This is a genomic window from Nonomuraea sp. B208 (genome assembly GCF_057536035.1).
Genome location: NZ_BAAJOU010000030.1, coordinates 413,462 through 437,916, shown reverse-complemented (window position 1 = coordinate 437,916; position 24,455 = coordinate 413,462). Strand labels below are relative to the sequence as shown.

At 72.3% G+C, this 24,455-nt stretch carries 22 protein-coding genes; 8 read left to right on the top strand and 14 right to left on the bottom strand.

The window, feature by feature from the left end:
* Positions 1 to 31 precede the first annotated feature (31 nt).
* Both AC27IY_RS43610 and vph read left to right on the top strand, forming a co-directional pair.
* Entirely contained in the window at positions 32 to 724 is a 693-nt protein-coding gene (locus AC27IY_RS43610) for a class I SAM-dependent methyltransferase family protein (RefSeq protein ID WP_423474305.1), read from the top strand.
* On the top strand, positions 721 to 1,584 hold the full coding sequence (gene vph, locus AC27IY_RS43605; RefSeq protein WP_487181598.1) for a viomycin phosphotransferase: 864 nt from the start codon (positions 721 to 723) through the stop codon (positions 1,582 to 1,584). Before AC27IY_RS43610 ends, vph begins: the two co-directional genes overlap by 4 nt.
* A gap of 12 nt (positions 1,585 to 1,596) precedes the next feature.
* On the opposite strand, the gene AC27IY_RS43600 is transcribed toward vph, so the two are convergent.
* The 3 genes from AC27IY_RS43600 to AC27IY_RS43590 form a co-directional block, all read right to left on the bottom strand.
* A complete protein-coding gene (locus AC27IY_RS43600) occupies positions 1,597 to 1,800 on the bottom strand; it encodes a hypothetical protein (protein ID WP_423443706.1) in 204 nt (67 codons plus the stop codon).
* A gap of 20 nt (positions 1,801 to 1,820) precedes the next feature.
* Positions 1,821 to 2,417: an ArsR/SmtB family transcription factor gene (locus AC27IY_RS43595; protein WP_364449604.1), complete on the bottom strand. Its 597-nt coding sequence runs from the start codon at positions 2,415 to 2,417 to the stop codon at positions 1,821 to 1,823.
* Positions 2,418 to 2,512: 95 nt separating this feature from the next.
* Positions 2,513 to 3,043 (bottom strand): cysteine dioxygenase family protein, encoded by a 531-nt coding sequence (locus tag AC27IY_RS43590; RefSeq protein ID WP_449948217.1) that lies wholly within the window; start codon positions 3,041 to 3,043, stop codon positions 2,513 to 2,515.
* Positions 3,044 to 3,154: 111 nt separating this feature from the next.
* Here AC27IY_RS43590 and AC27IY_RS43585 point away from each other — a divergent pair, with 111 nt between their 5' ends.
* The 3 genes from AC27IY_RS43585 (at position 3,155) to AC27IY_RS43575 (ending at position 7,139) form a co-directional block, all read left to right on the top strand.
* Entirely contained in the window at positions 3,155 to 4,018 is an 864-nt protein-coding gene (locus tag AC27IY_RS43585) for a LysR family transcriptional regulator (RefSeq protein WP_487181597.1), read from the top strand.
* A gap of 21 nt (positions 4,019 to 4,039) precedes the next feature.
* Positions 4,040 to 4,666 carry a LysE family translocator gene (locus AC27IY_RS43580; RefSeq protein ID WP_487181596.1) on the top strand — a complete coding sequence of 209 codons (627 nt, stop codon included), beginning with the start codon at positions 4,040 to 4,042 and terminating at the stop codon, positions 4,664 to 4,666.
* A 118-nt stretch (positions 4,667 to 4,784) separates the two neighbouring features.
* On the top strand, positions 4,785 to 7,139 hold the full coding sequence (locus AC27IY_RS43575) for a GDSL-type esterase/lipase family protein (protein ID WP_487181595.1): 2,355 nt from the start codon (positions 4,785 to 4,787) through the stop codon (positions 7,137 to 7,139).
* 22 nt (positions 7,140 to 7,161) lie between these two features.
* Here AC27IY_RS43575 and AC27IY_RS43570 read toward each other — a convergent pair whose 3' ends face one another.
* The 5 genes from AC27IY_RS43570 to AC27IY_RS43550 are packed head-to-tail and all read right to left on the bottom strand — an operon-like array spanning position 7,162 to position 13,329.
* Positions 7,162 to 8,748: an acyl-CoA synthetase gene (locus AC27IY_RS43570; protein WP_423474296.1), complete on the bottom strand. Its 1,587-nt coding sequence runs from the start codon at positions 8,746 to 8,748 to the stop codon at positions 7,162 to 7,164.
* Complete coding sequence (locus AC27IY_RS43565) at positions 8,748 to 9,896, bottom strand: thiolase domain-containing protein (protein WP_329584518.1); 1,149 nt, start codon at positions 9,894 to 9,896, stop codon at positions 8,748 to 8,750. The genes AC27IY_RS43570 and AC27IY_RS43565 overlap by 1 nt, the downstream gene beginning before the upstream one ends.
* A gap of 1 nt (position 9,897) precedes the next feature.
* Positions 9,898 to 10,893, bottom strand: coding sequence for a lipid-transfer protein (locus tag AC27IY_RS43560; protein ID WP_423474295.1), 996 nt, complete (start codon positions 10,891 to 10,893; stop codon positions 9,898 to 9,900).
* Complete coding sequence (locus tag AC27IY_RS43555) at positions 10,890 to 11,789, bottom strand: Zn-ribbon domain-containing OB-fold protein (protein WP_487181594.1); 900 nt, start codon at positions 11,787 to 11,789, stop codon at positions 10,890 to 10,892. The genes AC27IY_RS43560 and AC27IY_RS43555 overlap by 4 nt, the downstream gene beginning before the upstream one ends.
* Entirely contained in the window at positions 11,779 to 13,329 is a 1,551-nt protein-coding gene (locus AC27IY_RS43550) for an acyl-CoA synthetase (RefSeq protein ID WP_487181593.1), read from the bottom strand. The genes AC27IY_RS43555 and AC27IY_RS43550 overlap by 11 nt, the downstream gene beginning before the upstream one ends.
* Positions 13,330 to 13,441: 112 nt before the next feature.
* Here AC27IY_RS43550 and AC27IY_RS43545 point away from each other — a divergent pair, with 112 nt between their 5' ends.
* Positions 13,442 to 14,251 carry a crotonase/enoyl-CoA hydratase family protein gene (locus AC27IY_RS43545; protein ID WP_344210037.1) on the top strand — a complete coding sequence of 270 codons (810 nt, stop codon included), beginning with the start codon at positions 13,442 to 13,444 and terminating at the stop codon, positions 14,249 to 14,251.
* Positions 14,252 to 14,296: 45 nt separating this feature from the next.
* Positions 14,297 to 14,557 carry a hypothetical protein gene (locus AC27IY_RS43540; protein WP_487181592.1) on the top strand — a complete coding sequence of 87 codons (261 nt, stop codon included), beginning with the start codon at positions 14,297 to 14,299 and terminating at the stop codon, positions 14,555 to 14,557.
* A 105-nt stretch (positions 14,558 to 14,662) separates the two neighbouring features.
* Here AC27IY_RS43540 and AC27IY_RS43535 read toward each other — a convergent pair whose 3' ends face one another.
* Together AC27IY_RS43535 and pgfA are read right to left on the bottom strand one after the other, a co-directional pair.
* On the bottom strand, positions 14,663 to 15,769 hold the full coding sequence (locus tag AC27IY_RS43535; RefSeq protein ID WP_423474290.1) for an NAD(P)H-dependent flavin oxidoreductase: 1,107 nt from the start codon (positions 15,767 to 15,769) through the stop codon (positions 14,663 to 14,665).
* Between the two features lie 159 nt (positions 15,770 to 15,928).
* Positions 15,929 to 16,849 (bottom strand): cell envelope lipid trafficking protein PgfA, encoded by a 921-nt coding sequence (gene pgfA, locus AC27IY_RS43530; protein ID WP_344210045.1) that lies wholly within the window; start codon positions 16,847 to 16,849, stop codon positions 15,929 to 15,931.
* 168 nt (positions 16,850 to 17,017) lie between these two features.
* Between pgfA and AC27IY_RS43525 the strand changes: the two genes are divergently transcribed.
* The gene (locus AC27IY_RS43525; protein ID WP_487181591.1) at positions 17,018 to 18,163 is read left to right on the top strand and encodes an acyltransferase family protein; all 1,146 of its coding nucleotides are present in this window, start codon (positions 17,018 to 17,020) and stop codon (positions 18,161 to 18,163) included.
* Here AC27IY_RS43525 and AC27IY_RS43520 read toward each other — a convergent pair.
* From AC27IY_RS43520 to AC27IY_RS43505, 4 genes are read right to left on the bottom strand one after another with little or no spacing between them, the layout of a single operon-like run.
* Complete coding sequence (locus AC27IY_RS43520; RefSeq protein WP_487181590.1) at positions 18,084 to 22,295, bottom strand: alpha-(1->3)-arabinofuranosyltransferase domain-containing protein; 4,212 nt, start codon at positions 22,293 to 22,295, stop codon at positions 18,084 to 18,086. The two genes, AC27IY_RS43525 and AC27IY_RS43520, sit on opposite strands and share 80 nt — an antisense overlap.
* Positions 22,292 to 23,419, bottom strand: a complete 1,128-nt coding sequence (locus AC27IY_RS43515; RefSeq protein WP_487181589.1) for a glycosyltransferase family 4 protein — start codon at positions 23,417 to 23,419, stop codon at positions 22,292 to 22,294. Before AC27IY_RS43515 ends, AC27IY_RS43520 begins: the two co-directional genes overlap by 4 nt.
* Positions 23,416 to 24,237 carry a glycosyltransferase gene (locus tag AC27IY_RS43510; RefSeq protein WP_423443679.1) on the bottom strand — a complete coding sequence of 274 codons (822 nt, stop codon included), beginning with the start codon at positions 24,235 to 24,237 and terminating at the stop codon, positions 23,416 to 23,418. The genes AC27IY_RS43515 and AC27IY_RS43510 overlap by 4 nt, the downstream gene beginning before the upstream one ends.
* Before the next feature lie 12 nt (positions 24,238 to 24,249).
* Positions 24,250 to 24,384, bottom strand: a complete 135-nt coding sequence (locus AC27IY_RS43505) for a hypothetical protein (RefSeq protein WP_329584535.1) — start codon at positions 24,382 to 24,384, stop codon at positions 24,250 to 24,252.
* Between the last annotated feature and the right edge of the window lie 71 nt (positions 24,385 to 24,455).

The window sequence follows — 24,455 nt, the reverse complement described above, 5'->3', positions numbered from 1 at the left end:
GTTCGGGTCCTGTGCGACATAGTGTCCCGTCATGGACTGGAACGAGTGGCACGACGAGTACGATCGGCCGGACTCATCGCTGGCGCGGCGGCTGGTGGCGGTCCAGGAGCGCGTCAGGGCGGCGCTGGACGCCGCGCCCGCAGGACCGCTGCGGGTGATCAGCATGTGCGCGGGCCAGGGGCGGGACCTCATCCCCGTGCTGGCGGAGCACCCCCGGCGCGACGACGTACGGGCGCGGCTGGTGGAGCTGGACCCCGCCAACTGCGACCTCGCGCGGAGCGCCGCCGCGGCGGCCGGGCTCGGCCGGGTCGAGGTGGTCGAAGCGGACGCCTCCCTGACCGACGAGTACGCCGACCTGGCGCCCGCGAACCTCGTCCTCGCCTGCGGCATCTTCGGCAACATCAGCGACGACGACGTCCGGCGGACCGTCGGCTTCTTCCCGCAGCTGTGCGCGGAGGGCGGCACGGTCGTCTGGACGCGGCACCGCGAGGAGCCGGACCTGGTGCCGCGAATCCGCACGTGGTTCGAGGAGAACGGCTTCGCCCTGGAGTGGGTGTCGCCGCCGCAGGCCGGGTACGGGGTCGGCGCCCACCGCTTCACCGGGCGCCCGCGACCGCTCGCGGCCGGGGAGAGCATGTTCCGCTTCCTCGGTCACGACGAGCTGCGCCGGGCCGCACGCGCATCAGCTCCGACCACCGCCGAAGGGTCCAGAGAACACCCGTGAGCATCCGTACGACGCATCGCGCCCTGCTGAGCCGTCTGCTGCCCGACGACGATCCGGACGACCTCGCCGTACGTCAGGGGCAGTTCCACATCGTGGTCATCGGCTCGGACCGCGTCGTACGCCTGCCCCGCACCCCGTCGGCGGCCGCCCGGTTGCCCGAGCGGGTGACCGCGCTACGCGCGCTCGCCGGCCTCGACCTCGGTTTCCGCATCCCTGAACCGCTGCTCCACGGCGGTGCCCCCGGCACCGGCGAGACGCCGTTCCTGGTGCTCAGCCGTCTTCCGGGGGAGCCGCTGAAGACCGACGCGCTCGACGACGCCCACGTGGTCGACACCGTGGCCGCGCAGTGTGTCACGCTGCTGGCGGCTCTGGCCCGCGCCGGCGCGGACGAAACAGCACGAGCGGTTCTCCCTCAAGCACCGGAAGGCCAGTGGCGGCGGTTCGGGGAGGACGTCCGCGCGGAGCTGTTCCCCCTCATGTCCCCCAGCGGACGCCTCCGGGCCGAGCGGGAACTCGCGGCACTCGACAGCCTTCCCCACCTCACCGAAGCGGTGGTGCATGGCGACCTCGGCGCCGAGAACATCCTGTGGGAGTGGGAGGACGGCCTGCCGCGCCTCTCCGGAGTGCTCGACTGGGACGACGTCGCACTCGGCGACCCCGCCGAGGACCTCGCGGCCATCGGTGCCGGCCACGGTCCTCAGCTCCTGGAGCGGGTGCTCGCCCTGGGCGGCTGGTCAGACCACGGACTCCTGACCCGCATCGCCGCGATCGGCGGCACGTTCGCCCTGCAGCAAGCCCTCTACGCCGTCCGCGACGGCGACGAAGAAGAGCTCGCGGACGGCCTGGCAGAGTATCGCTGACGCAGTGCGAGGTCAGTGGTCGGTCGCGTGGCGGGGCGGCGTGCCGGTGTGGACGAGGCGCAGGCCCGTCTCGACCAAAGCCCAGCCGAGCCGGGCGCGCCAGGGACGGGGGCCCGGCGCCGGCCGGGGGCGGGCGGTCGCGCGGTGGCGGGCGGCCTCGGCGCGCAGTTCGCGGGCGCGGGCTCGCTCGACGTACAGGTAGAGGTCGGGGTCCATCGGGTTCCTCCTGGTCGGTGTCATGGCCGCCATGAGCGGAACGGGAAGCCGTACATGTGGAGTGCGACGCTCTCGCGCTCCTCCGTGTCGCCCGCGTCGCGGGCCGCCCGGCCGCGCGCCCGCCACCGGTCGGCCAGCTCGCGCAGCTCGTCGCCGAGGCCGCGCAGCTCGTCGGGCGTGAGCCACATCAGGTATTCGGAGGAGAAGGCGGCGTCGCGCCAGCCGGGCTCCCAGCTCATCTGGGCGTCGAGGTAGCCCTCGTACATCTCGTGCTGCTGGCGGGTGTGGGCGCGGCTCACGGCGGCGTGGACGGCGACCTCCTCGGGGCTGTCGCGGAAGTCGGCGTCCCTGGTGGAGATGCTCTCGGCGACCGGACGCCACCAGCGCTCGCGGGCGTCGCCGCCGGCCACCGGCGCCTCCTCGATGAGGCCGTGCGCGGCCAGCTTGCGCAGGTGGTAGCTGACCAGGCTCACCGCCTCGTCGACCTGGTCGGCGAGGTGGGAGGCGGTGGCCGTGCCCGCGACGTAGAGCGCGCGGTAGAGCTTCATGCGCAGCGGGTGCCCGAGCGCCTTGAGCGTGTCGAGGTCGCGGACGTGGCGCGTCTTCTCGGTGGCCATGACTCCACCGTAGATGCGAAAAATAATTTGCGCAAATAAAGTTGCGCGTCCCCGGCATCGCGTCCCGCCATGGAGACCAGCGGGGCGTCAGGAACTCATCGCACAGGGAGGTCGTAGGCGCGGCGCACGCTGCTGCCGAGCCGCCTCAGGTCGGCCCCGTACACGTGCACGGAGACCCCGACGTCGGCGCTGGTGTTGACCACCCTGTGGATATCGCCGGGCGGCGCGAAGCCGCTGACCTCGCCAGGCCGGTTGTCGGTCCGGCCGAGCTCGCGCAGGTGGTCGCCCATGTCCCGGTAAAGGGTCTCGTGCTCGACGCCGCTCAGGATGCCGAACGCGCACCAGGAGACGTGGTCGTGGATCACGGTGACCTGGCCCGGCCGCCACACGACGCCGACGATCGAGAAGCCCTCCTCGGCGTGGAGCAGGTGGGAGACGTACGTGTCGGGCCTGCCCGCCCGCTCCTCCGGCGTGAGCAGGCCGGGGCCGGGCAGGCGCTCGCGCAACACGTCGGCGGCGGCGTACGCGGTGCGCTCGGGGTCCAGGCCCCGGGCCACGACGGCGGAGATGCCGCTGACGAGCGGCTCCAGACCCGGCCTGGCGAGTGCGGTGACGGCGACTTCCATGGTTGCCCTTCAGGGAGAGCAGACGGTGGTCCTTCCCTCTCCACAGTGCTACCGCCGGTATCGATAGGTCCAACAGAAGTGTTCTGGCTCACCCATAGATATGGTCGATGAATGCTGGACGTCGTCCGCCTCCGGGTCCTCCTCGCGGTCGCCCGCAAGGGCTCGGTCACCGCCGCCGCCAAGGAGCTGCACTACTCGCAGCCGTCCGTGAGCCACCACCTGGCCCGGCTGGAGGCCGAGACCGGGGCCCGGCTGGTGCAGCGCGTGGGCCGGGGCATCCGGCTGACCGAGGCCGGGTGGCTGCTCGCCGAACGCGCCGCCGAGATCATCGGCCGGCTCGACGACGCCGCCGAGGAGCTGGCCGCCCACGTGGGCCTGCGCGCCGGCCGGGTGCGCCTGGCCGCCTTCCCCTCCTCGCTCGGGACGTTCGTCCCGCGGGCGGTCACGGTGCTCAAGGCCGGCCATCCCGGCCTCCGGCTCGACCTCACCGAGGCGGGGCCGCCACAGGCGCTGCGGCTGCTGCGCGCCGGCCGCGCCGACGTGGCCGTGATCTTCCGCTATGACGACACCGCCCCCGAGGAACGCGGCATCACCATGATCCCCCTCATGGACGACCCCGGCTACCTGGTCGCCGACCGCCCGGTGGACTGCGACCTGGCGGCGCACGCCGACGCCTCCTGGATCGCCGGCTGCGAACGCTGCCGCACTCACCTCCTGGACGTGTGCGCCAGGGCGGGCTTCGCCCCGCGCGTCTCGTTCACCAGCGACGACATCGTGGCCGTGCAGGCGCTGGTGGCGTCCGGCCTCGGCCTCACCATGCTGCCCGGCCTCGCCCTGCGCGCCCACCGCCACCCGGGCGTCGAGGTCGCCGAGATCGCCGGTTCGAGCCGGCACGTGTACGCCGCCGTCCTTGGCGAGCCGCCCCACCCGCCGCCCGTCGAGGCGCTGCTCCACACGCTGAGGAAAAGCCTTTGACGTCCTTCCTACAATGCTTGTATGCCTGATGTCGCGACTCTCGCGCTGTTCTGCGCGCTGACGCTCGGTTTGCTCGTGGTGCCGGGACCCTCGGTCCTCTACATCGTCACCCGCAGCGTCGCCCAGGGCCGCAGCGCGGGCCTGATCAGCGTGCTGGGCGTGCACGCCGGTTCGGTCGTGCACGTGGCCGCGGCGGCGCTCGGCCTCAGCGCGCTGCTGGCCGCCTCCGCCACGGCCTACGCCGTGGTCAAGTGGGGCGGCATCGCCTACCTGGTCTGGCTCGGCGTACGCAACCTCGTCCGGCGCGGCGGCGGCGAGGAGGCCGTGGAGCTGCGGGTGCAGTCGAAGCGGCGGCTGTTCTGGGAGGGGGTCGTGGTCAACGTGCTCAACCCGAAGACGGCGATCTTCTTCCTGGCGTTCCTGCCGCACTTCGCCGATCCGGCCGCGGGACCTCTCGGGCCGCAGATCCTGCTGCTCGGGCTGCTGTGGATCGCGCTCGGCATGGCCTCCGACGGCACGTACGCGATGCTCGCCTCGGCCCTCGCCGGGCGGCTGCGGGCCTCCCGGCGGGCGCAGCGGCGGCTGGAGGTGGGCAGCGGGGTCGTCTATCTCGGGCTGGCGGCCTGGCTCGCGGCCGAGAAGGCCTGACGGGCCGAGGGACGCGCCACCCAGGGTTCACCTGCCGGCCATCCGCTTCTTGATCTCCATCTCGTGACCGGCGATACCTTCTCCGAGCGGTCATCGTTCCCACGGAGCAAGGTGGCAGATGTTACGAGCGCGTCGGTTCCTGATCTCCCTGCTGTCCGTCGTGATGGTGGTGTGCCTCGCCCCCGCCCTGCCGGCGCGAGCGGCCGACCGGGACGTCACCATCACCCTGAACGCCGCCGACCTCGGCCTGAGCCCTGCCGTCCTGCGGGACCTGGTCCCCGAGGTGCAGGCGGAGATCAGGGAGCACGGCGGCCTGGGCGGCGCGCTCAAGCAGGCCGTCGCGGACGGCTCGGTCCCGGTGCACGAACGGGTGGACACCTCGGTGTGGCCCAACTTCGCCGGCACGGTCAACCTGACCTCCAACGGCAGCGGGCTGGTCCTCACCATCCCGGCCGGTGAGATCACCACCTCCAGCTTCTGGCAGGACATCGCCGCCACGGCCATCGGCTGGATCATCGGCTACGGGCTCAGGATGCTGTGCATCGGCTTCCTGACGTCCAGCGGCGTGGGCGCCGCGATCATCCCGCTGGTCTGCACCCCGCTCCAGACCACCGTGACCGGCATCATGACGGCGATCATGACGCACACGTTCGCGGGAACCCTGGGCACCATCGAGGCGACCAGGGACATCATCATCGCCGGGATCCTCGGGCTGGCGGGCGGCGTCCTGTGGGAGAAGTACCTCGCCCCGTGGGCGAAGGCCCAGCTCGCCACGTCCATCAAGAAGGCCGGCGGCTGGATCAGGAACCAGGTGCCCTGGCTCGACCGCTGGTTCGGCGGCGTGGTCGCCGAGCGGGTGGAGAATCTCGGCTGGCGGTTCGAGGAGCTGGAGCGGCTCATCGCCGAGGAGACGGCGGCCTGGGCCGGGGTCTCCTCGAACCTCCAGCGGGAGCTGCGGATCATGCCGCTCGGCGACTCGATCACGCACGGCGCGGGCAGCTCGAACGGCGGCGGTTACCGGCCGGCGCTGCACAACCTGCTGAAGGACGACGGGGCCGGCGTCACGTTCGTCGGCTCGCAACGCTCGGGCCCGGCGCCCGACGCCCACGAGGGGCACCCCGCCTGGACGATCTCCCAGCTCGCCGGCGTCGTCGACGCGGCGCTGGCCATGTACCGGCCCAACGTGGTGCTGCTGCACATCGGCACCAACGACCTGAACAACAACGACAACCCGGGAGGCGCGCCGGCCAGGCTCGGGGCCCTCATCGACCAGATCTTCCGCGCCGCCCCCGACGTGACCGTCCTGGTCTCGACCGTCGTCCCGTCCGCCTGGGGGCCGACCCAGGAGCGGATCCTGCGGTTCAACGAGGCGATCCGGCTGGAGGCGGGGGCGCGGTGGGCCGCCGGCAAGCACGTCTACCTGGTCAACCTGACCACGGTGACGCTCACCGACCTGGCCGACCTCCTGCATCCGAACGACTCGGGCTACCTGAAGATGGCGGGGGCGTTCTACCACGGCCTGGTGCAGGCGGCGCGGGCCGGCTGGATCGGCGCGCCCGGCGGCGGGAACCCGGCTCCCGCCCCCGTCAGAGGCTGGGTCCCGCAGGGCACGATCGCGTCCGGGACGTACGGCGGGGACACCAGCAGGGTCGTCTACGCCGATCTCGACGGCGACGGCAGGGCCGACCACCTCCAGATCAACGCCGACAGCTCGGTCCGGGCCTGGCTCAACGGCGGCCCCAACCCCAAGGAGCCGGTCGGCGGCGGCGACTGGTTCTGGCTCCCCCAAGGCAAGATCGCGAGCGGCGTCGGCGCGCCCGGGGCGAACATCCGCTTCACCGACCTCAACGGCGACGGCAGAGCCGACTACGTGAAGGTCAACGACGACAGCTCCGTCCAGGCCTGGCTCAACGGCGGCCCCAACCCCAAGGAGCCCGTCGGCGGCGGCGACTGGTTCTGGCTCCCCCAGGGCACCATCGCGGGCGGCGTCGGCGCGCCGGGCAGCCACATCCGCTTCGCCGACCTCGACGGCGACCGCAGGGCCGACTACGTGAAGGTCAACGACGACAGCTCCGTCCAGGCCTGGCTCAACGGCGGCCCCAAGCCCGGGGGCGGCGACTGGTACTGGCTCCCCCAGGGCACCATCGCGAGCGGCGTCGGCCAGCCCGGCCACCGGGTCCGCTTCGCCCCGCTCCACGGCAGCCGGTCCGCCGACTACCTCCTCATGGGCCGCTTCGACGACAACCACACCGGCACCCAGCCCTACGACAGCTCCGTGCAGGTCTGGCGGAACGGCGGGCCCAAGCCAGGAGGCGGCGACTGGTACTGGATGCCGGGCGGCGAGGTCGCGAGCGGGGTCCTGGTGGAGGGCGCCAGGATCCAGTTCGCCGACATCGACGGCGACGGCCGGGCCGACTACCTGGACGTCGCCCCGGGAACGGGCACGACCCGGGCGTGGATCAACTTCGGCTGACCCGCCCGCCGTCGGGGCCGGCTCAGGATTCGCCGGCCTCGACGGTCTCCCGCGCCCACCGGTAGTCCGCCTTCCCCGCCGGGGAGCGGACCATCTGGTCCACGAACGCGTACGAACGCGGCACCTTGTACCCCGACAGCAGCGTGCGGCAGTGCGCGTCCAGCTCCTCCGCCGTGAGGTCCGCCCCCGGCCGCGGCTCGACGACCGCCGCCACCCGGTTGCCCCAGCGCTCGTCCGGCACCCCGGTCACCACCGCGTCGAACACGCCGGGATGGCCCTTGAGCACCGCCTCGACCTCCTCGGGGAACACCTTCTCCCCGCCCGTGTTGATGCACTGCGAGCCGCGCCCGAACACGTTGACCGTGCCGTCCGGGTCGACGGTGGCGAGGTCGCCGGTGAGCAGCCAGCGGGTGCCCTGCTCGTCGGTGACGAACGTGCGGGCGGTCTTGTCGGGGTCGTTGTAGTAGCCGAACGCGACCCGTCCCGTCCTCGCGACGGTGCCGAGCGCGCCCGAGCCGGGCTCGACCGGGCGGCCCGCCTCGTCCAGCACGGCCAGCCGGACCACCGCGTTCGGCTGGTAGCGCAGGCCCTTCTCGGGCGAGGACCCGGCGACGGCGGAGGCGGTGTAGCCGGACTCCGTGGAGCCGAAGTTGTCGAGGATCATGACGTTCGGCAGGAGCTCCTGGAGGCGGTCGCGGACCGCGCCCGACAGGATCGCGCCCGTCGAGCTGACCACGAACAGCGACGACACGTCGTACGAGCCCGCCGCCAGCGCCTCGGCGAGCGGCCTGGCCATGGCGTCGCCGGTGATGTTGACGGTGAGCACGCGCTCGCGCTCGACGGTCCGCCAGACCTCGTCGGGGTCGAACTTGCGGACGTACACCATGGTCCCGCCCATGCACCAGGTGATGAACGTGGCCATCTGCGCCGCCCCGTGCATGAGCGGCGGCACCGCCATCATCGTCATCGGCCCGGCCTTGACCGCCTCGTCGATGACCTCCTGCGGGGTGGCCCGCGGCTCGCCGCCGGGGTTGCCGCCGCCGAAGCCGAAGAACAGGTCCTCCACCCGCCACATCGCGCCCTTCGGCATGCCGGTGGTGCCGCCGGTGTAGATGATGTAGACGTCCTGGCCGGAGCGTGGCGAGAAGCCCCGTTCCGGCTTGCCGCTCTCCAGCGCGGATTCGTACGTCACCGCCGAGCCGATCGACGGCGGCCCGCCGACCGCGATCAGGTGCTCCAGCAGCGGCGCCTCGCCCACGACGGCGGCGACGCGCGGCTCGAACTCGACGTCGTAGATCAGCGCGCGGATGTCGGAGTCCCGGTAGAGGTAGAGCAGCTCGGACTCGACGTAGCGGTAGTTGACGTTGATCGGCACGGCGCGGAGCTTCAGCGCGGCCAGCATCCCGGCGACGTACGGCAGCCCGTTGTAGAGCTGGAGCCCGACGTGCTCGCCGGGGCCGACGCCCAGGCCGTCGAGGTAGTGGGCGAGCCGGTTGGCCTCGGCGTCCAGCTCGGCGTAGGTGCGGCGGTCGGCGTCGCAGATCACCGCGACCCGCTCGGGGATCGCGTCCGCCAGCCCTTCGAACAGGTCCGCGTGGTTGAACTCCATCAGAGTTTCTCCCGTCCCACGATCCACATGGCGAAGAACTGGGCGCCGCCGCCATAGGCGTGGCCGAGCGCGGTGCGGGCGCCGTCCACCTGGTGCTCGCCGGCCTGGCCGCGCACCTGCTGGGCGGCCTCGGCGAACCTGATGAGCCCGGACGCGCCGATCGGGTTGCTGGACAGCACGCCACCGGAGGCGTTCCAGGGGGTGTCGCCGTCGAGGGCGGTCGCGCCGGACTCGGTGAGCTTCCAGCCCTCGCCCTCGGCGCAGAAGCCGAGGTTCTCCAGCCACATGGGCTCGTACCAGGAGAAGGGCACGTAGACCTCGGCCACGTCGATCTGCCGGCGCGGGTCGGTGATGCCGGCCTGCCGGTAGACGTCGGCGGCGCAGTCCTTGCCCGCCTGCGGGCTGACCGTGTCGCGGTCGGCGCGGAAGATCGGCTCCGAGCGCATGGCGGTGCCGTGCACCCAGGCGGGCGTGCCGGTGACGGCCGACTCGGCGGCGAGCACCATGGCGCAGGCGCCGTCGCTGGACGGGCAGGTCTCCAGGTAGCGGATCGGCTCCCAGAGCATGGGCGTGGACTCGACCATCTTCTGGTCGATGCCGGGGATCTTGAGGTGGGCGTACGGGTTCTTCAGCGCGTTGAGCCGGTCCTTCACGGCGACGAGCGTGCCGATGTGGCCGGGCGCGCCGGTCCTGCGCATGTACTCGCGGATGTGCGGCGCGAAGTAGCCGCCCGCCCCCACCACGAGCGAGGCGCTGAACGGCAGGTGCGTGGACAGCGCCCAGGTGGCGTTGGACTCCGACTGCTTCTCGAAGGCCACGACCAGCACCCGCTCGTGCACCCCGCCCTGGATGAGCGAGGCGCCGACCAGCGCGGTGGAGCCGCCGACGCTGCCGGCCGTGTGGACCCGCATGACCGGCTTGCCGGCCGCGCCGAGCGCGTCGGCCAGGTACGCCTCCGGCATCATCACGCCCTCGAACAGGTCCGGCGCCTTGCCGATGACGACGGCGTCGATGTCCTTGAACGTCAGCCCGGCGTCCTCCAGTGCCCGCACCGCGGCCTCGCGCACCAGCCCGGCGATCGAGACGTCCTGGCGGCGGGTCGTGTAGTGCGTCTGCCCGACGCCGATGACCGCACAGCGGTTGCCCATCTCAGCCCTCCAGGACGGTGACGAGGTTGTGCTGCAGGCAGGGGCCGCCGGCGGCGTGCCCGACGGTCCGGTGGTTGCGGCCGTCGAGGATGCGCTGCGCGGCCTCGCCGATGCGGATGAGGCCGGTCGCCATGACGGGGTTCGCGGCGAGCGGGCCGCCGGACGGGTTGACGACGGTGTCGCCGGTCAGCTCCAGCGCCTCGCGCAGGATGATCTCCTCGTGCGCGAACTGGGCGTGCAGCTCGGCCACCTCGACGGGGCCCTTGCCGACGCCGGCGGCGCGGGCGGCGTCGGCCGCGGAGGCCGACCGGGCGAGGTCCCGCATGCCCAGGTAGTGGGGCTCGATCCGGTGGGCGACGCCCCTGATGTAGGCGGGGGTGGAGGTGAGGCGGGTGGCGAGGTCGCCGGCGGCCAGCACGACCGCCGCCGCGCCGTCGGTGATGGGCGGCGCCACGAGCCCGTCCCCTTCGGGGTCGGGCAGGTCCAGCGCGTACGGGTTCGCCCGCCCGTCCGCCCGGCTGCGGCGTACGATCTCGTCGAGCTCCGCGCGCTCCGCGCCGAGCGCGGCGGCCTGGAGCCCGGCGTAGGAGAGCTGGTCGAGGCCGAGGGGGGCCAGATAGTACGGGTCGAGCTGCAACGTCATGATGGTGCGCAGGTCGCCGAGCGAGGTCTTGCCGAACCCGTACACGAGGGCCGAGTCGATGTCGCCGTGCTGGAGGCGTACCCATGCCTCGTACAGCGCCCAGGCGGCGTCCATCTCGACGTGGCTCTCGGAGATCGGCGGCCAGGCGGCCAGCGCGTCGAGCGCCGAGACGAACGAGAACGGCGCGCCCGCCAGGTAGTCGCAGCTCCCCGAGCAGGTGAAGCCGAACCGGGTGAGCCCGGTGCGCTCCTTCACCTCGTTGATGACGGGCAGGATCAGCTCGGGCTCGCTGAGGCCGGTGTCGTGGTCGGTGTGCCGCGTCTGCGCGAACGCGACGATCGCTACCTCTCTCATGACAGCTCCACGTCGGGCTCGCCGGTGGGGGCGAACCAGCGGATGTTCGCCATGGACGCCGTACGCTCGCTCTCGGGCACCCACACGGCCCGCACCCGCATGCCCTGCCGCACCTCGTGCGCGGGCACGCCCGCGACCAGCGCGATCATCGGAAGGTCGGCCCCGTCGAGCAGGATGTACGCCGACACGAAGGGCACTTCGGGCGCCCGCGGATCGGGCAGGTTGTTGATGGCGAACGTGGTGATCGTCCCGGTGTCGGGAAGTTCGAGGGTGTCCGGGATGGGGCCTCCGCACTCGGGGCAGAAGGTGCGGTAGGGGACGTACACCTTCGCGCACCGCTCGCAGCGCCCGCCGAGCAGCACGCCGCGCTCCACGCCGGCCAGGAACACGCCGAGCGAGCCGCCCGCCCGCAGCCGGTACTCCGCGCGGACCGGGGAGACGATCTTCGTGACCTCGGGGGTGAAGTGCCGGATGTCGGTGATGTGGCCGGTGGGCTGCTCCCGCCACACGGGCCGGACCCGCATCCCGGCCCGCATGGCCTTGGGGTGCTCGGGGACGACGGCGTGCACGAGCGCCGTGTCCGCGCCGTCGAGCGCGATCAGCGCCCAGGCGAAGGGGACGTCCACCGGGTGGGAGTCGAGCGGTTCCTGCACCCACGTCCAGGTGGTGACCGTGCCGGCGGGGCCGACCTCGACGTACTCTCCGGTCACGGGCTCGCCGGTGGCGGGGTCGTACTCCAGGGGCGGCACCAGCACGCCGCCCTCGCTCGTCCGCACGCCGACGATGCGGCGCTCGCGCAGCTCGGTGAGGAAGCGGCCCACCACCGGGCCGGTCGAGCGGGTGTAACCGCCGGGGAACTCCAGGACGTGCTGAGCGACCAGCGGATCAGATGGCACGGTCGTGTCCCTCCCAGTACGGGTCGCGGAGCCTGCGTTTGTGCAGCTTGCCGTTCGGTTCGCGGGGCATCTCGGCGATGAAGTCGATCGTTCGCGGCCACTTCATGCGGGCCAGCCGGCCCTCCAGGGAGGCCAGCAGCTCGGCGGCGAGCTCGGGTCCTGGTTCGGCGCCCGGGGCGGGCTCGACGACGGCCTTGATCTGCTCGCCCCACTCCTCGTCCGGGATGCCGAACACGGCCACGTCCGCGACCTTGGGGTGGATCATGAGCTCGTTCTCGATCTCGGCGGGGTAGATGTTCGCGCCGCCCGAGATGATGAGGTCGGCCTTGCGGTCGCAGAGGTAGAGGAAGCCGTCCTCGTCGAGGTAGCCGATGTCGCCGACGGTGAAGTGGTCCTTGAGCCGGTTGGCGGCGGTCTTGTCCGGGTCGCCCTTGTACTCGAACGACGCGCCGAGCATCTTCATGTAGATCGTGCCGGGGGTGCGGGCAGGGACCGGTTCGCCCTGCTCGTCCACGATGAGCAGCTCGCTGATGGGCCAGGCCGTGCCGACCGTGCCCGGGTGCGCCTTCCAGCCCTCGGGGGTGGCGAGGGTGCCGCCGCCCTCCGTGGCCGCGTAGTACTCGTACACGCAGTCGCCCCACCACTCCAACATCGCCCATTTCACCGGGACGGGACAGGGGGCGGCGGCGTGGATCATCCATTTGAGCGAGGACAGGTCGTAGGCGCGCCGGGTCTCCTCCGGCAGCGCGAGCAGCCGCTTGAAGTGCGTCGGCACCATGTGGGAGCTGGTGACGCGGTGCCGCTCGCACAGGCGCAGCAGCTCCTCGGCGTCGAAGCGGTCCATGTAGACGAGCGTGTGGCCCATGTGCAGGGCCGTGCCGCCGAACTGGGTGACGGCGGTGTGGTAGCTCGGCGAGGTGACCAGGTGCGCGTTGGGGCGTCCCGGGGTGACGCCGAACAGTCCCAGCAGGAACGTCATCAGCTCGGCGCCGTCGTCCGGGTCCAGGCCGCTGAGCGGGCGGCGCACGCCCTTCGGTTTGCCGGTGGTGCCGGAGGTGTAGTGCATGGTCAGGCCGGCGGTGCGGTCGGGGGGCGCGGTGTCGGGACGGCCGTCGGTCAGCTCGCGCATCGGCCGGAACCCGTCCGTCCCCTCCCCCATGAGGAAGCGGCGCTCGGGGGCGATGGCCTCGGCCGCCCGCGCGCCCTCCTGGAGGAAGCGCGGGTGCACGAAGAACGCCTTGGCCTCGCTGTCGGAGACGATGTAGGCGATCTCCGGTCCGGTGAGGTGCCAGTTGACCGGCGTGTAGTACCAGCCGGCCTGGAGCGCGGCCAGATACAGCACGAGGCCGTCGGCGCCGTTCGGCACCAGGCCGCAGACGCCGTCGCCAGGCTGGAGCCCGAGCTCGTCGCGCAGGCCGTGGACGAGGCGGTTGGCCCGGGCCAGGAGGTCGCCCGCGCGGTGTTCCGCGCCGTCGGGGTCCACGGCGGCGATCCAATCGGGATCCGCCTGCGCGAGCCTCCAGAAACCGAGCGTGCCCATGTGCGCTCCTCGCGGCCGACGAAAAAACAGGAACCTGTTCTCGTTTGCTGCTGGGAGCGTATCCTGGGGCGAAGTGCGTAGCAAGCGCTTGATACGAGACTTCGGAGGCATCGTGGAGCTCCTGCCGATCAGCACCCCCCACTGCCGGGTCGAACGCGACGGGCACGTCCTCGTCGTCACCATGAACCGGCCGGAGGCCCGCAACGCGCTCTCCTCGGACATGCTGATCGGCCTCGCCTCGGCCTGGGCGTACGCGAGCGCCGAGCCGGACGTCCGGGTCGCGATCCTGACCGGCGCCGAGGGCACCTTCTGCGCCGGCGCCGACCTCAAGGCCATGGGCCAGCCGTCCACCGACCCCGACGTGCAGGCGCGGGCCGCCAGGATCCCGAACTTCCACTGGAAGGGCCTGCTGCGCGAGGACCTGCCCACCAAACCGATCATCTGCGCCGTCGAGGGCTACGCGGTGGCCGGCGGCACCGAGCTGCTGGTGGGCACGGACCTGCGGGTGGTGGCCGAGTCGGCCACGCTGGGGCTCTTCGAGGCCAAGCGGGCGCTCTTCCCGATGGGCGGCAGCGCCGTCCGGCTCCCCCGCCAGATCCCGTACTGCCACGCCATGGACCTCCTCCTGACCGGCCGCGCCGTCACGGCCGCCGAGGCGCTGGCTATGGGCCTGGTCAACCGCGTCGTCCCGGACGGACAGGCGCTGGCCGTGGCCCGCGAACTGGCCGACGACGTGGCCGCCTCCGGCCCCCTCGCCGTCCAGGCCATCCTCCGCACCTACCGCGACACCCTCGGCCTGCCCGAACCCGAGGCCCTGAAGGTCTCCGACGACCTCGGCTGGCCGGTCATCGGCTCCGAGGACGCCAAGGAAGGCACCCGCGCCTTCCGCGAGAAGCGCCCGGCCAACTACCAGGGCCACTGAACGAAACGCCGGAAACCGCTGGTCTCGCGTCGTAGGCTCGCCGGCATGACGGAACTGCGGGAAGAGTACGAAGAACTTCACCGCCTGGTCGACCGGCTCCGCCCCGACCAGGTGCGTGAAGCGCGTGCGCGACTCCACCGGCTCGTCCACTCAGGTCCCGAGGAGCAACGCCGCCTGAGCGCCGAGGAGCTGGTCGCGAAGCATCGGCGTCTTCCGCACGTCGACCACGCGGAGTTGCGCCGCGAGGCAGACAAGGTGTTCGGTGACGACCGTGTCTACGACGACCGTTGGGACCGGCGTAGCTGATCGTCCCGACCCTCGCCGCGAAGCGGGATCTCCGGCCGAGGCGGATGAATCTCATGATCGCAGGCAGGGCGGCGGCCCGGTGGGTGGCCGCCGCCCGAGCCGGGCTCAGTCCTCCGTGATGCGGTCCAGGCGTTCCAGGGCCTCGCCGTACTCCTCCATCAGGTTGAAGATGACGTCCTTGGTGGAGCGGACCTGGTTCATGAGGCCGATGATCTGGCCGGCCGGGAAGGTGGCCAGTTCCGCGGCGTCGGAGCGGCCGATGCGGCGCAGGGCGTCCGAGACCAGCATGAACTGCAGGGGCATCGGCAGCGTGCCCGGCGACTCGGCGGACTCCCACGCCTCGGTCCACTCGTTCCTGAGCAGGCGGGCGGGCTTGCCGGTCCAGCTGCGGGAGCGGACGGTGTCGCGGGAGGTGGCCTCCAGGATGCGGCGCTTGGCCATCTCCGGCGTGTCGGCCTCCTCGACGGTGAGCCACAGGGAGCCGGTCCACACGCCCTCCGCGCCGAGCGCCATGCCGGCGGCCATCTGGCGGCCGTTGCCGATGCCGCCCGCGGCCAGCACCGGCACGTCCACCGCGTCCACCACCTGCGGGATGAGGACCATGGTGGAGATCTCGCCGGTGTGCCCGCCCGCCTCGGTGCCCTGGGCGACGACGACGTCCACGCCGACCTCGACCTGCTTGAGCGCGTGCCGGGGGGTGGAGGCGAGGGCCGCCACCTTGACGCCGTGGGCGTGGGCCAGCTCGACGACGTCGGCCGGGGGCGGGCCGAGGGCGTTGGCGAGCAGCGCGATGGGGTGGCGGAGGGCGACCTCGACCTGCGGGCGGGCCGTGGCGTCCGTCCAGCCGAGCAGCACCCGCCCCGCGTCGGCGTCCGCCGAGAGCGGGGGCACCCCGTGCTCGGCCAGCAGGTTCTCCACGAACGAGCGATGCCCTTCGGGGATCATCGCCTGGAGGCGGCCGACCAGCTCGTCGGCGGCGAAGTCGGCCCCCTCGTACGAGGCCGGCATGACGACGTCCACGCCGTACGGCCGGCCGTCCACGTGGTCGTCGATCCACTTGAGCTCCATCTCGAGCTCTTCCGGGGTGAAGTAGAGGGCTCCGAGCACGCCCATGCCGCCCGCGCGGCTGACGGCGGCGACCACGTCCCTGCAGTGGCTGAACGCGAAGATCGGGAGCTCGATACCGAACATGTCCGTGACACGTGTCCGCATGGCCCGACAATACGTCCGGCACAACGCGAACTGCAACGTGTTCTACACTAGAACCTTTCGTCGGTACCGGTGAGCAACCTCCGTCTATAACACGTTCTATATCGATCTCGAAAAAAGAAAAAGGCCCGCCTTTCGGCGGGCCTTAAAATGGCGCGTTGTTTACGCGGCGGCCGGGCGGCGGCGGCCCAGCACCACGCCCGCCAGCACCAGCGCCACGCCCACGATGAGCACCACCAGCGGGATGATGTTCCGCAGCAGGTTGATCTGGCTCTTGCCCTCCTGGGCGTTCTTGACCAGGCCGTCGACGGTCTCGTCGGTCATCACGGCGGTGCCGATGAAGGCCGCCGAGCGCTCCACGCCGTCCTGCGTCTTCAGCACCTCGTGGCGCTGCACCTCCTGCTTGACCGGCGAGCCGGTGACGGGCTCGATCCAGAAGGTGGTCTTGCCGTCGTACCAGCGGTCGACCTGCACGTCACCGGTGGTGCCGGTCATGCCGAGCACGTTCGCGGGGGCGGTGCGGGTCTCGGTCTTGGTCGGCGGGACGGCCTGCTCGAAGACGTACACCGGCAGGCCGTCGACCTTGTCCTCACGGACGAAGGTGGCGTCGAAGGCCTTCTGCGCCTGCGCGTTGAACACCTTGTACGTCTTCTTCTCCACGTCGAACGGCCACTTGTAGATCTGGCCCTCGAGCTGCACCGGAGCCTTGTCGACACTGGAGCCGCAGCAGTTGACGGCGACGCCGGTGTAGCGGTTGAAGGCGCTGCGCCGCTCGGACAGGTCGATCTGCGGTCGGCTGTTGGTGACGTCGTTGACGACCGTGGCCTCGTCCCAGACGACCCGGTCGGAGTTGGCCTCCTTCACGTCGCCGCGCGTGGTGACGATGATGTCGAGGTCGCCGGTGAGGACCTTCAGGTCCTGGAGGGAGAAGTACTGCGCCTGCTTGGCCTCCAGCCGGGAGATCCCGAACTGGTTCGCCGGCGCGGAGATGATCTTCTCGGCCGCCCAGAATTTCACCAACGGGGCCAGTGCGATGAAGAAAGCTCCGAACCCGATGAGGACGAGCGTGGAGATACGACCCATCGAGGCCTCCGCATTTGTAGAACGTGTTGTCATCAGGTCTGATCGTCGAGCAACAAAGTATGACAGGGGGTGGTGCGCGTCACCGCCGCGCCTCCCTCCGTCACCAAATCGATAGAAACAAGTTCTATCGTGGTTTCCGCGCACGGATCCGCGGAGGTGGGGACAGGGATGAAGAACAGGGACGCGGCCCTCGACGGCGTCCGCGCCTGCGCCGCGCTCGGCGTCTGGCTGCTGCACGTCGGCAGCAACACCGGCGTGATGTACCGCGAGGGCATGTACGCCTGGCTGATGGCGCGGCTCGGCATCGCCGTCCCCATCTTCTTCCTGCTGTCCGGCCTGCTCCTCTACCGCCCGTGGGCGCGGGCGGCCATCGAGGGCACCGAGCGCCCCCGGCCCGTCACGTACCTGTGGCGGCGGGTGCTGCGCGTCATGCCGGTCTACTGGCTGGTGACCGCGCTGACGCTCTGGGCGTGGGGCGGCCTCGACTGGACCGGCTGGGTCAAGTGGCTGCTCCTGCTGCAGAACTACTTCCCCGGCGACCCCACGCCCGACGGCCTCTACCAGATGTGGACGCTGCCCATCGAGATGGCCTTCTACGTCGCGCTGCCGCTGCTCGCCTGGGCGCTCGACCGGTGGGCGCGGGGCGGGAACCGGCCGGTGCGGCTGCTGACCGGCATCGGCCTGCTGCCGCTGGTCTCGGTGGCCACCATCGTCGTGGCCCGGCTGACCGACCGGCCCGAGTTCGGGCTCTGGCTGCCGTACCATCTGGTCTTCTTCGCCTGCGGCATGGCGATGGCGGTGCTGTCGGTGTGGCTCAAGGAGAGCCGGGCCATCGACGCGCTCGCGCCGCAGCTCCTCGTGCTGGCCTTCCTGCTGTACGGGGTGCTGAGCACCGGCCTCGCCGGCCCGCGCACGCTCACGCTGCCCACCCTGGGCGAGTCGCTGCTCAGGATGAGCCTGGAGGCGGCGGTCGCGGTGCTGCTCGTCGCGCCGTTCGCGCTGGCGCCGCGCGCGGACTCGCTGCGCCACCGGGTGCTCGGCAACCCGGTCGTCGCCTACTTCGGCCGCATCTCCTACAGCTTCTTCCTGTGGCATGCGCCGGTGATCACGTTGCAGCTCAAGCTCACCGGGGCGCAGCCGTTCCAGGGCGACTTCCCGAGCGTGGCTGTGCTGTCGTTCATCGTGACGCTGCTGCTCAGCGTGGGGAGCTACCATCTCGTCGAGGCCACCGCCCTCAGGCTGAGCCGGCGCCGGCCAGCACCTGCTCCTCGGCCGGCAGCCCGGGAGACGGCGCCGGCCGCGCCGGCCGGGTGACGTGCTGACCGAACAGCGCTCCGACGGCCGCCGACGACAGCAGTTGCGGCACGTGGTCCATCAGCACCGCGAGGTCGATCCCGTGCTCGCGCAGCACCAGGTGGACCGCCAGCGACGCCGTCGCCACGCCGAACAGCCCGGCTGACAGCCAGTGCGCCGGCAGCCGCCTGGCCCGCAGCGCGAACGTCACCAGCATCGCCGCCAGCACCGCCAGCGCGCCCTGCCAGCTCGCCACCCAGCCGCCGAACGCCAGACCGAGCACGACCGCGTACGGCGCCCGCAGCCGCGACATGCGCGCCTTCCCTGCCGGGGCGGTCTCGCGTACGTGCTCGGGACGCGGCCCGCGCAGCACCAGCGCGCCCAGGGCGAGCAGCGCGATCCCCGCCATCCCGTACGCCAGCGCGAGCCCGTAGGCGCGGTCCGGCACGTACTCCAGCCGCACGGTCCCCGACGTGCCCGCGGGCAGCTCCCACGCCTGCTTCCAGCCGTCGACGCGCACCGGCCGCAGCGTCCGCCCGTCCACGCGGGCCCGCCAGCCGGCGTTGAAGTTCTCGTTGACGACGAGGAAGGCGTCCTTCGGGGCGCTCACCTTGACCTCGCGCTCGGAGGCCGTCCAGATGCCGCGCACCGCGGCGCCCTCGACGCCGCGCGGCTCGTCCGGCAGCCGGCCGACCACGAGGTCGTCGATCGTGAACGAGTCCCATCCGGCCACCCGCACCCGGTTGTCCCCGGCCTTCAGCTCGGCCCGCGCGCAGCCCTGGATGCGTACGGGCCGCTTCTCCAGCAGGTCGGCGTGGGTGCCCGCGACCTTGGTCGCGATGGGCGTGCCGTTCACCTCGATCGTGGGGCCGAAGCCGCAGGGCAGCCGCAGCGGGATGTCGGCGGGCCTGGTCACCGGGTCGAGGCCCGGCACGACCAGCTCGGTGAGCTGCAGCCGCTTGGAGTAGGGCGTGAAGCGCAGCTTGAGCTCGGTCGTGCGCAGCGGCCGGAAGGTCAGGTTCCCTTCCTGGTCCACCCGGCCGGCGCGGGCGATGCCGTTGTCGCCGGTGACGACCACGTCGAGCGGCTGCATGCGGTCGCCGGCCGGGCGGCCCAGCTTGATCCGCGAGATCGTCTTCTCACCCTTCCAGGTGAGCGTGAGCGTCGGCTGGGTGTCCTCGGCGGCCGGCATCCAGGTGGTGCTCGCGTCGCCGTCGAACGCCGAGCGCGGCGAGACCACCGGATCGTCGGTGAGCTGGGACGAGCCGGTCACCTGGGTGAGCCCGGTGGTGACGCGGGTGAAGCGGTCGGCCAGCGCGGAGTCCTTGAGCACGGCCGTGCCGCGTACGTTCACGGTCTCGGCGGCCGGGGCCGTGAACGTACGGTCGAAGCCGGTCTCCTCACCGTGCTTGGTCAGCACCGCGTCGTTGCACACCCACCGCACCTGGTTGCGCATGCAGGCGGACCTGGCGTCGAGACCCTGGTCCATGACGTACGCGTCGCCGCCCGTGCCGGGCAGCCTGATCGTGCGCTCGGCCACGACGCCGGGGATCGACAGCTCGATGACGCCGGCCCGCTGGCCGTAGCTCCACTGCTCCGAGCCGGTCGCGACGATCTTGATCCGCAGCCAGGTCGCCGGGCCCTCCGGCACCCGCAGCCACTGCGGGTCGGTGGTGTCGCGGACGTCCTGCGTCAGGCTGCCCGAGTCGGTCTCGACGGCCACCCGCGTGACGGACCGGCCGAGCAGGAAACCGGAGCCGAACATGACCTGGACCTGCTCGATCCGCCGCTGCTCCGGAAGGTCCACGCGCAGCCACTGCCCCTCGGGGCGGCTGGTGCCGCTGGTCTCCCAGCCGGTGGCGACGTTGCCGTCCATGGCCGCCCACGGACCCTTGCTCGGGTCGCCGCTGCCCGCGACCGCGTCGGGGTCGGCGATCGAGGAGGAGGCCGTGACGCCGGAGATCCCGTGGTACTCGGCGGTCGCGGTGTCGTCCAGCCAGCCGTCCTCCAGCAGGTCCAGTGCGCGTACGCCGTCGAAGTCGGCCTTGTGGTCGGCGGTGAGCGTGGGCGACTGGTTGGAGCGCAGCTCGCCGAACGAGCGCTCGCGCAGCCGCAGCGCGTCGCTGACGACGGTGGGCAGCTCGCGCTTGCCCGCGTCGCCGCCGACCAGCACCGGGGCGTCGCCGAGCAGCCCGAGGTCGCCCATCGCGAGCAGCGAGTCCGGCCCGCCGCGCACGGCCACCGCGTCGGCGGCCGACTGCACGGACACCAGGTCGGCCGCGTCGGAGACCTCGTACAGGTCGAGCGCCGGGAAGGCCGGGTCGAGCGAGTGCTGGGCGTCGTCGCTCTGCCGGTCGCCGACGGGGTCGCCGAAGGAGCGGACGAGCTTGACGCCGGGCGTCTCGCGCAGCGCCTCGTAGATCCGCGACGGCCAGGCGCCCTGGAGGTTCTGCCGCATGAGGTCGTTGCGTACCAGCAGGTAGCGCACGCCGAGGCGGCGCAGCACCACCGTCACGCCGGCCGAGCCGTGGCCGGCGGCCAGGCGCTGGTCCACGACGTCGAGCAGCCGGGTCAGGCCGACCGAGCCCGGCGGCTCGATCCGCCGGGTGGTCCAGCGGGCCGTGGTCAGCGCCTGGAGGGGCTCGTCCATGGGGCGGCCCCAGACGTACTCGGCGAACTTGGCGCCCGGCACGAGCAGCACGCCGTCGTCGCCGGCGTTCTCGTCCAGCCAGGACGCGGCCTGCCGCCAGTACGGCGGCACGTCCTCGAAGTCGCCGGGCGCGGCGAGCCCCTGGTTGAAGACGGGCAGCACGAGCGCGGCGGCGGCCACGGCGGCCAGCGTGCGGAGCGGCAGCCTGGCCCGGGCCAGCAGGTGCGCCAGGCCGAAGGCGAGCGCCAGCCGGACCAGCGGGTCGAACTTGCGCAGGTTGCGCAGCGGCGCGAGCGGCCCGTCCAGCAGCCAGCGGACCGGCTCGGCGGTGATCGGCTCCAGCGCGCTGATGTGCCCGGCCACCAGCGCGGCCACGCCCACCACGAACAGCGCCAGCACGAACCCCTTCGCGGGCAGGTCACGGCGGGCCAGCCCGGCCAGGCCGAGCGCGGCCAGCACGCCGGTGACCACGACCATCGTGGCCGAGGTGGCGATCGCGAAGCCGGGCGGCTGCTCGAAGACGCCGTTCACGGGCAGGTAGCGCACCCAGTCGGAGGCGCCGCGCAGGACGTTCGTGAGCGAGGTGACCTGGGTGGTGGTGCCGGCGGTCTCGGTGTACGGCAGGAACGAGAAGGCGTACCTGCCGACCAGCAGCAGCGGCAGCCACCAGAAGAGGGTGGCGACCGCGACGGCGGCGCTCCACCAGCCGAGCAGCCGCCAGCGCGGCACCGGGCGCGGCCTGGTCAGGATGTAGAGGACCGGGGCCACGAGCACGGCCAGCACCGCCACCGCGTTCACGCCGCCGCACAGCGCCACCGCGAGCGCCGACCTGATCGCCCCGCGCGCCCGCTGGCCCGTCTCGGAGGCCGTGAGCAGCGGGATGAGGATCCACGGCAGCATCGCGGCGGGCAGCCACTCGATGGAGATCTCGCCGAGGATGGACAGGGTGCGCGGAGCCAGCGCGTACGCCAGCGCCCCGGCGATCCTGGTGCCCGGCGTGCCGAGGCCGAGCTGCCCGGACAGCCGCTCCACGCCGAGGAAGGCCACGCACATGAGCAGCGTGAGCCAGAGCCGCTGCGTCACCCACGGGGCCGCCCCGGCGAGGTCGCCGAGGGCGAAGAACGGGCCCATGGGGAAGATGTAGCCCGCCACCTGGTTCTGGAGCTGGCCGAAGTGCTGCAGGTCCCACAGGTGCGCGGCGCGCTCCAGCCAGCCGACCGGGTTGAGCGCGAGGTCCATCTTGGTGTCGGAGATGAGGTGGCCGGGCTTGGTGGTGAACGCCAGCAGGCCGAAGCCGAGGCAGCAGATCACCAGCCACCAGCGCCGCCAGGCCCGCTCACCGAGCGCCCGCGCGCCGCCCTTGGGGGCGGGTCCGGCGGCCTTGGGGGCGGGGCCGGCGGCCTTGGGGGCGGCTGTCTTCGAGCCGGCGCTGTCGGAGCCGGTGACGCGGCCGGTGCCGGGGCGGCCCCAGACCAGCTTGTCGGTGGCCGGCGGCCGGCTCATCGCTCCTCCCCGGCCCATTCGCCGAGGTCGGAGGAGCCCTCGCCTGGAGAGCGGCCCTCCAGCACGGCAAGGAGCCGTTCGGCGCTGCGGTCCCAGGAGAATCGGTCAGCCCATTCCCGACATTTCACGGAATAAGTGTCGTCCACCTCGTCGAGTGCTCCGGCAATGCCTTTGGCCAGCCCGGTGCCCTCGACCCCCTCCGGCAACAGCCACCCGGTCTCGCCGGGCCGTACCGCGTCGCGCAGCCCGTCCACGTCGAAGGCCACGGTCGGCACCCCGAGCGCCGCCGCCTCCAGCACGCTGAGCCCCCACCCCTCGCCCTGCGAGGCGCTGACGTGCAGCCAGGCCCGCGCGACCAGCCGGCTCTTCTCCCGCTCGGGCAGGTAGCCGTGCAGGGTGACGCCCTCGGGCAGCCGCGCCCGCAGCCGCTCCTCCTCGGGCCCCCGGCCGATGACGTCCACTTGGAGGTCCGGCCGGTGCCGCCGCAGCTCGGCGACGGCGTCGAGCAGCAGGTGCACGCGCTTGTGCGCGACCAGCCGCCCCAGGCAGACCAGCCGGGGCTCGGCGCTCCTGGCGACCTCGCCGGGGTCGGCGACGCTGACGCCGTTCGGGACGATGTGGATGGGCCCCTTCCAGGCCAGCCGCTCGCGCATGGCGAGCTCGGTGGACGGCGACACGGCCACGCTCGGGTGCCGCCGGTAGCTCCACCGCGACACCGGCCCCTCCAGGAACCGCCCGAAGGCGGCCAGCCACCCCGGCAGGTGCACGCCGAACTGCCGGTCGTGCACGTGGTGGACGACGCAGACCACCTTCGTCCGCCGCCGCACCACCCACGGCGTGAAGAACGGGATGCCGTTCTGGCAGTCCACCACCGCGTCGAAGCGCCCGCGCCGGACCAGCAGCCAGATCAGCACCAGCGGGTAGACGGTGTACGTCGCGCCCATGCGGGCGAAGCGCACGCCCTCGACGACCTCCTTGCCGCGCTGGCCGGGCGCGCGCGCCGTGACGAACCACACCTGGTGGCCCGCTCCGGCGAGGCGGCGGGCCAGCTCCCAGGCGAACGTCTCGGCGCCGCCCGCCTGGGGGTGCCAGGGGTCACGCCAGTTGACGAAGGCGATCTTCACGGATATCCGACGGGGTCAGGAGCGGCCGGCGGCTCCCAGGCCGGGTGCACGGCGTGCCGCGGCCTGAGGCGCGGCCTCGGGCGCAGCCGCAGCCAGATGCGTCCCATCTCCAGCACGATGCCGAAGCTGTGACGGGCCGGCGAGAACGACGACCCCGGCACGTCCAGCCAGCGCACGGGGATCTCGTGCACCTCCGAGCCGTCCGCCGCGCAGCGCGCCAGCAGTTCGACGTCGAAGGCGAAGCCGGGCGTGCGGAGCAGCGCGGCGACCTCGCGGGCGAGCACGCCGTCGAAGAACTTGAAGCCGCACTGGGTGTCGCTCACCCCCGGCACGAGCGCGCCGGCCAGGGCACGGAACAGGGCGGCGCCCAGCTCGCGGACCCTGCTGTGGCGGTTCTCCACGACGGAGCCCTCGTGGGCACGGGAGCCGATCACAACGCGCTCACCGGACAGCAGCAGGCCGAGCGCCGCGTCGACGGCGTCCAGGTCGGTCGCCATGTCGGCGTCGCAGAAGCCCACGAACGGGGCGCCGGTCTCCAGCAGCCCGGCCCGCACGGCGGCGCCCTTGCCCGGGACCGGGCAGGGGATGAGCCGGACCGGTACGGGCCCGGCCGGCCAGTTCTCGACGATCTCCGCGGTGCGATCCGTGCTGTTGTTGTCGACGACTATGACGGCAGCCGGGAACGGCATGCGGGCAAGCTTCGCGCACAGCTGCAGGAGCCCCCCGGGAAGTCGCCGTTCCTCGTTGTGCGCCGGAACGACGATCTCAAGCAGTGGTGGTCGGCTCGTCCCGCCGTCCCCTTGCGGAGAGGGCGGCATGCTGATCCGGCCTTACCGGTCGCCGTAGTTGTAGAGCGGCTGGTTGACCGGCGTCGCGGTGGCGCCGGTGAAGGAGACCGTGGTGACCGTCGCCACGAGGGCCGCTACGGCGACGCCGATGATCGCTGCTAAGAGGACCTTGATCACGGAACTTCCTCCTCGGCGGGCTGACAGGAGCGGGGCCGCACCCAACTTAGAACCAATTCTTGCTACTCGGA

Coding starts and splice junctions, on each gene's coding strand:
- AC27IY_RS43610 (WP_423474305.1), top strand. CDS start 32: ATGGACTGGAACGAGTGGCACGACGAGTACGATCGGCCGGACTCATCG.
- AC27IY_RS43600 (WP_423443706.1), bottom strand. CDS start 1,800: ATGGACCCCGACCTCTACCTGTACGTCGAGCGAGCCCGCGCCCGCGAA.
- AC27IY_RS43595 (WP_364449604.1), bottom strand. CDS start 2,417: ATGGCCACCGAGAAGACGCGCCACGTCCGCGACCTCGACACGCTCAAG.
- AC27IY_RS43590 (WP_449948217.1), bottom strand. CDS start 3,043: ATGGAAGTCGCCGTCACCGCACTCGCCAGGCCGGGTCTGGAGCCGCTC.
- AC27IY_RS43585 (WP_487181597.1), top strand. CDS start 3,155: ATGCTGGACGTCGTCCGCCTCCGGGTCCTCCTCGCGGTCGCCCGCAAG.
- AC27IY_RS43580 (WP_487181596.1), top strand. CDS start 4,040: ATGCCTGATGTCGCGACTCTCGCGCTGTTCTGCGCGCTGACGCTCGGT.
- AC27IY_RS43575 (WP_487181595.1), top strand. CDS start 4,785: ATGTTACGAGCGCGTCGGTTCCTGATCTCCCTGCTGTCCGTCGTGATG.
- AC27IY_RS43570 (WP_423474296.1), bottom strand. CDS start 8,748: ATGGAGTTCAACCACGCGGACCTGTTCGAAGGGCTGGCGGACGCGATC.
- AC27IY_RS43565 (WP_329584518.1), bottom strand. CDS start 9,896: ATGGGCAACCGCTGTGCGGTCATCGGCGTCGGGCAGACGCACTACACG.
- AC27IY_RS43560 (WP_423474295.1), bottom strand. CDS start 10,893: ATGAGAGAGGTAGCGATCGTCGCGTTCGCGCAGACGCGGCACACCGAC.
- AC27IY_RS43550 (WP_487181593.1), bottom strand. CDS start 13,329: ATGGGCACGCTCGGTTTCTGGAGGCTCGCGCAGGCGGATCCCGATTGG.
- AC27IY_RS43540 (WP_487181592.1), top strand. CDS start 14,297: ATGACGGAACTGCGGGAAGAGTACGAAGAACTTCACCGCCTGGTCGAC.
- AC27IY_RS43535 (WP_423474290.1), bottom strand. CDS start 15,769: ATGCGGACACGTGTCACGGACATGTTCGGTATCGAGCTCCCGATCTTC.
- pgfA (WP_344210045.1), bottom strand. CDS start 16,849: ATGGGTCGTATCTCCACGCTCGTCCTCATCGGGTTCGGAGCTTTCTTC.
- AC27IY_RS43525 (WP_487181591.1), top strand. CDS start 17,018: ATGAAGAACAGGGACGCGGCCCTCGACGGCGTCCGCGCCTGCGCCGCG.
- AC27IY_RS43520 (WP_487181590.1), bottom strand. CDS start 22,295: ATGAGCCGGCCGCCGGCCACCGACAAGCTGGTCTGGGGCCGCCCCGGC.
- AC27IY_RS43510 (WP_423443679.1), bottom strand. CDS start 24,237: ATGCCGCCCTCTCCGCAAGGGGACGGCGGGACGAGCCGACCACCACTG.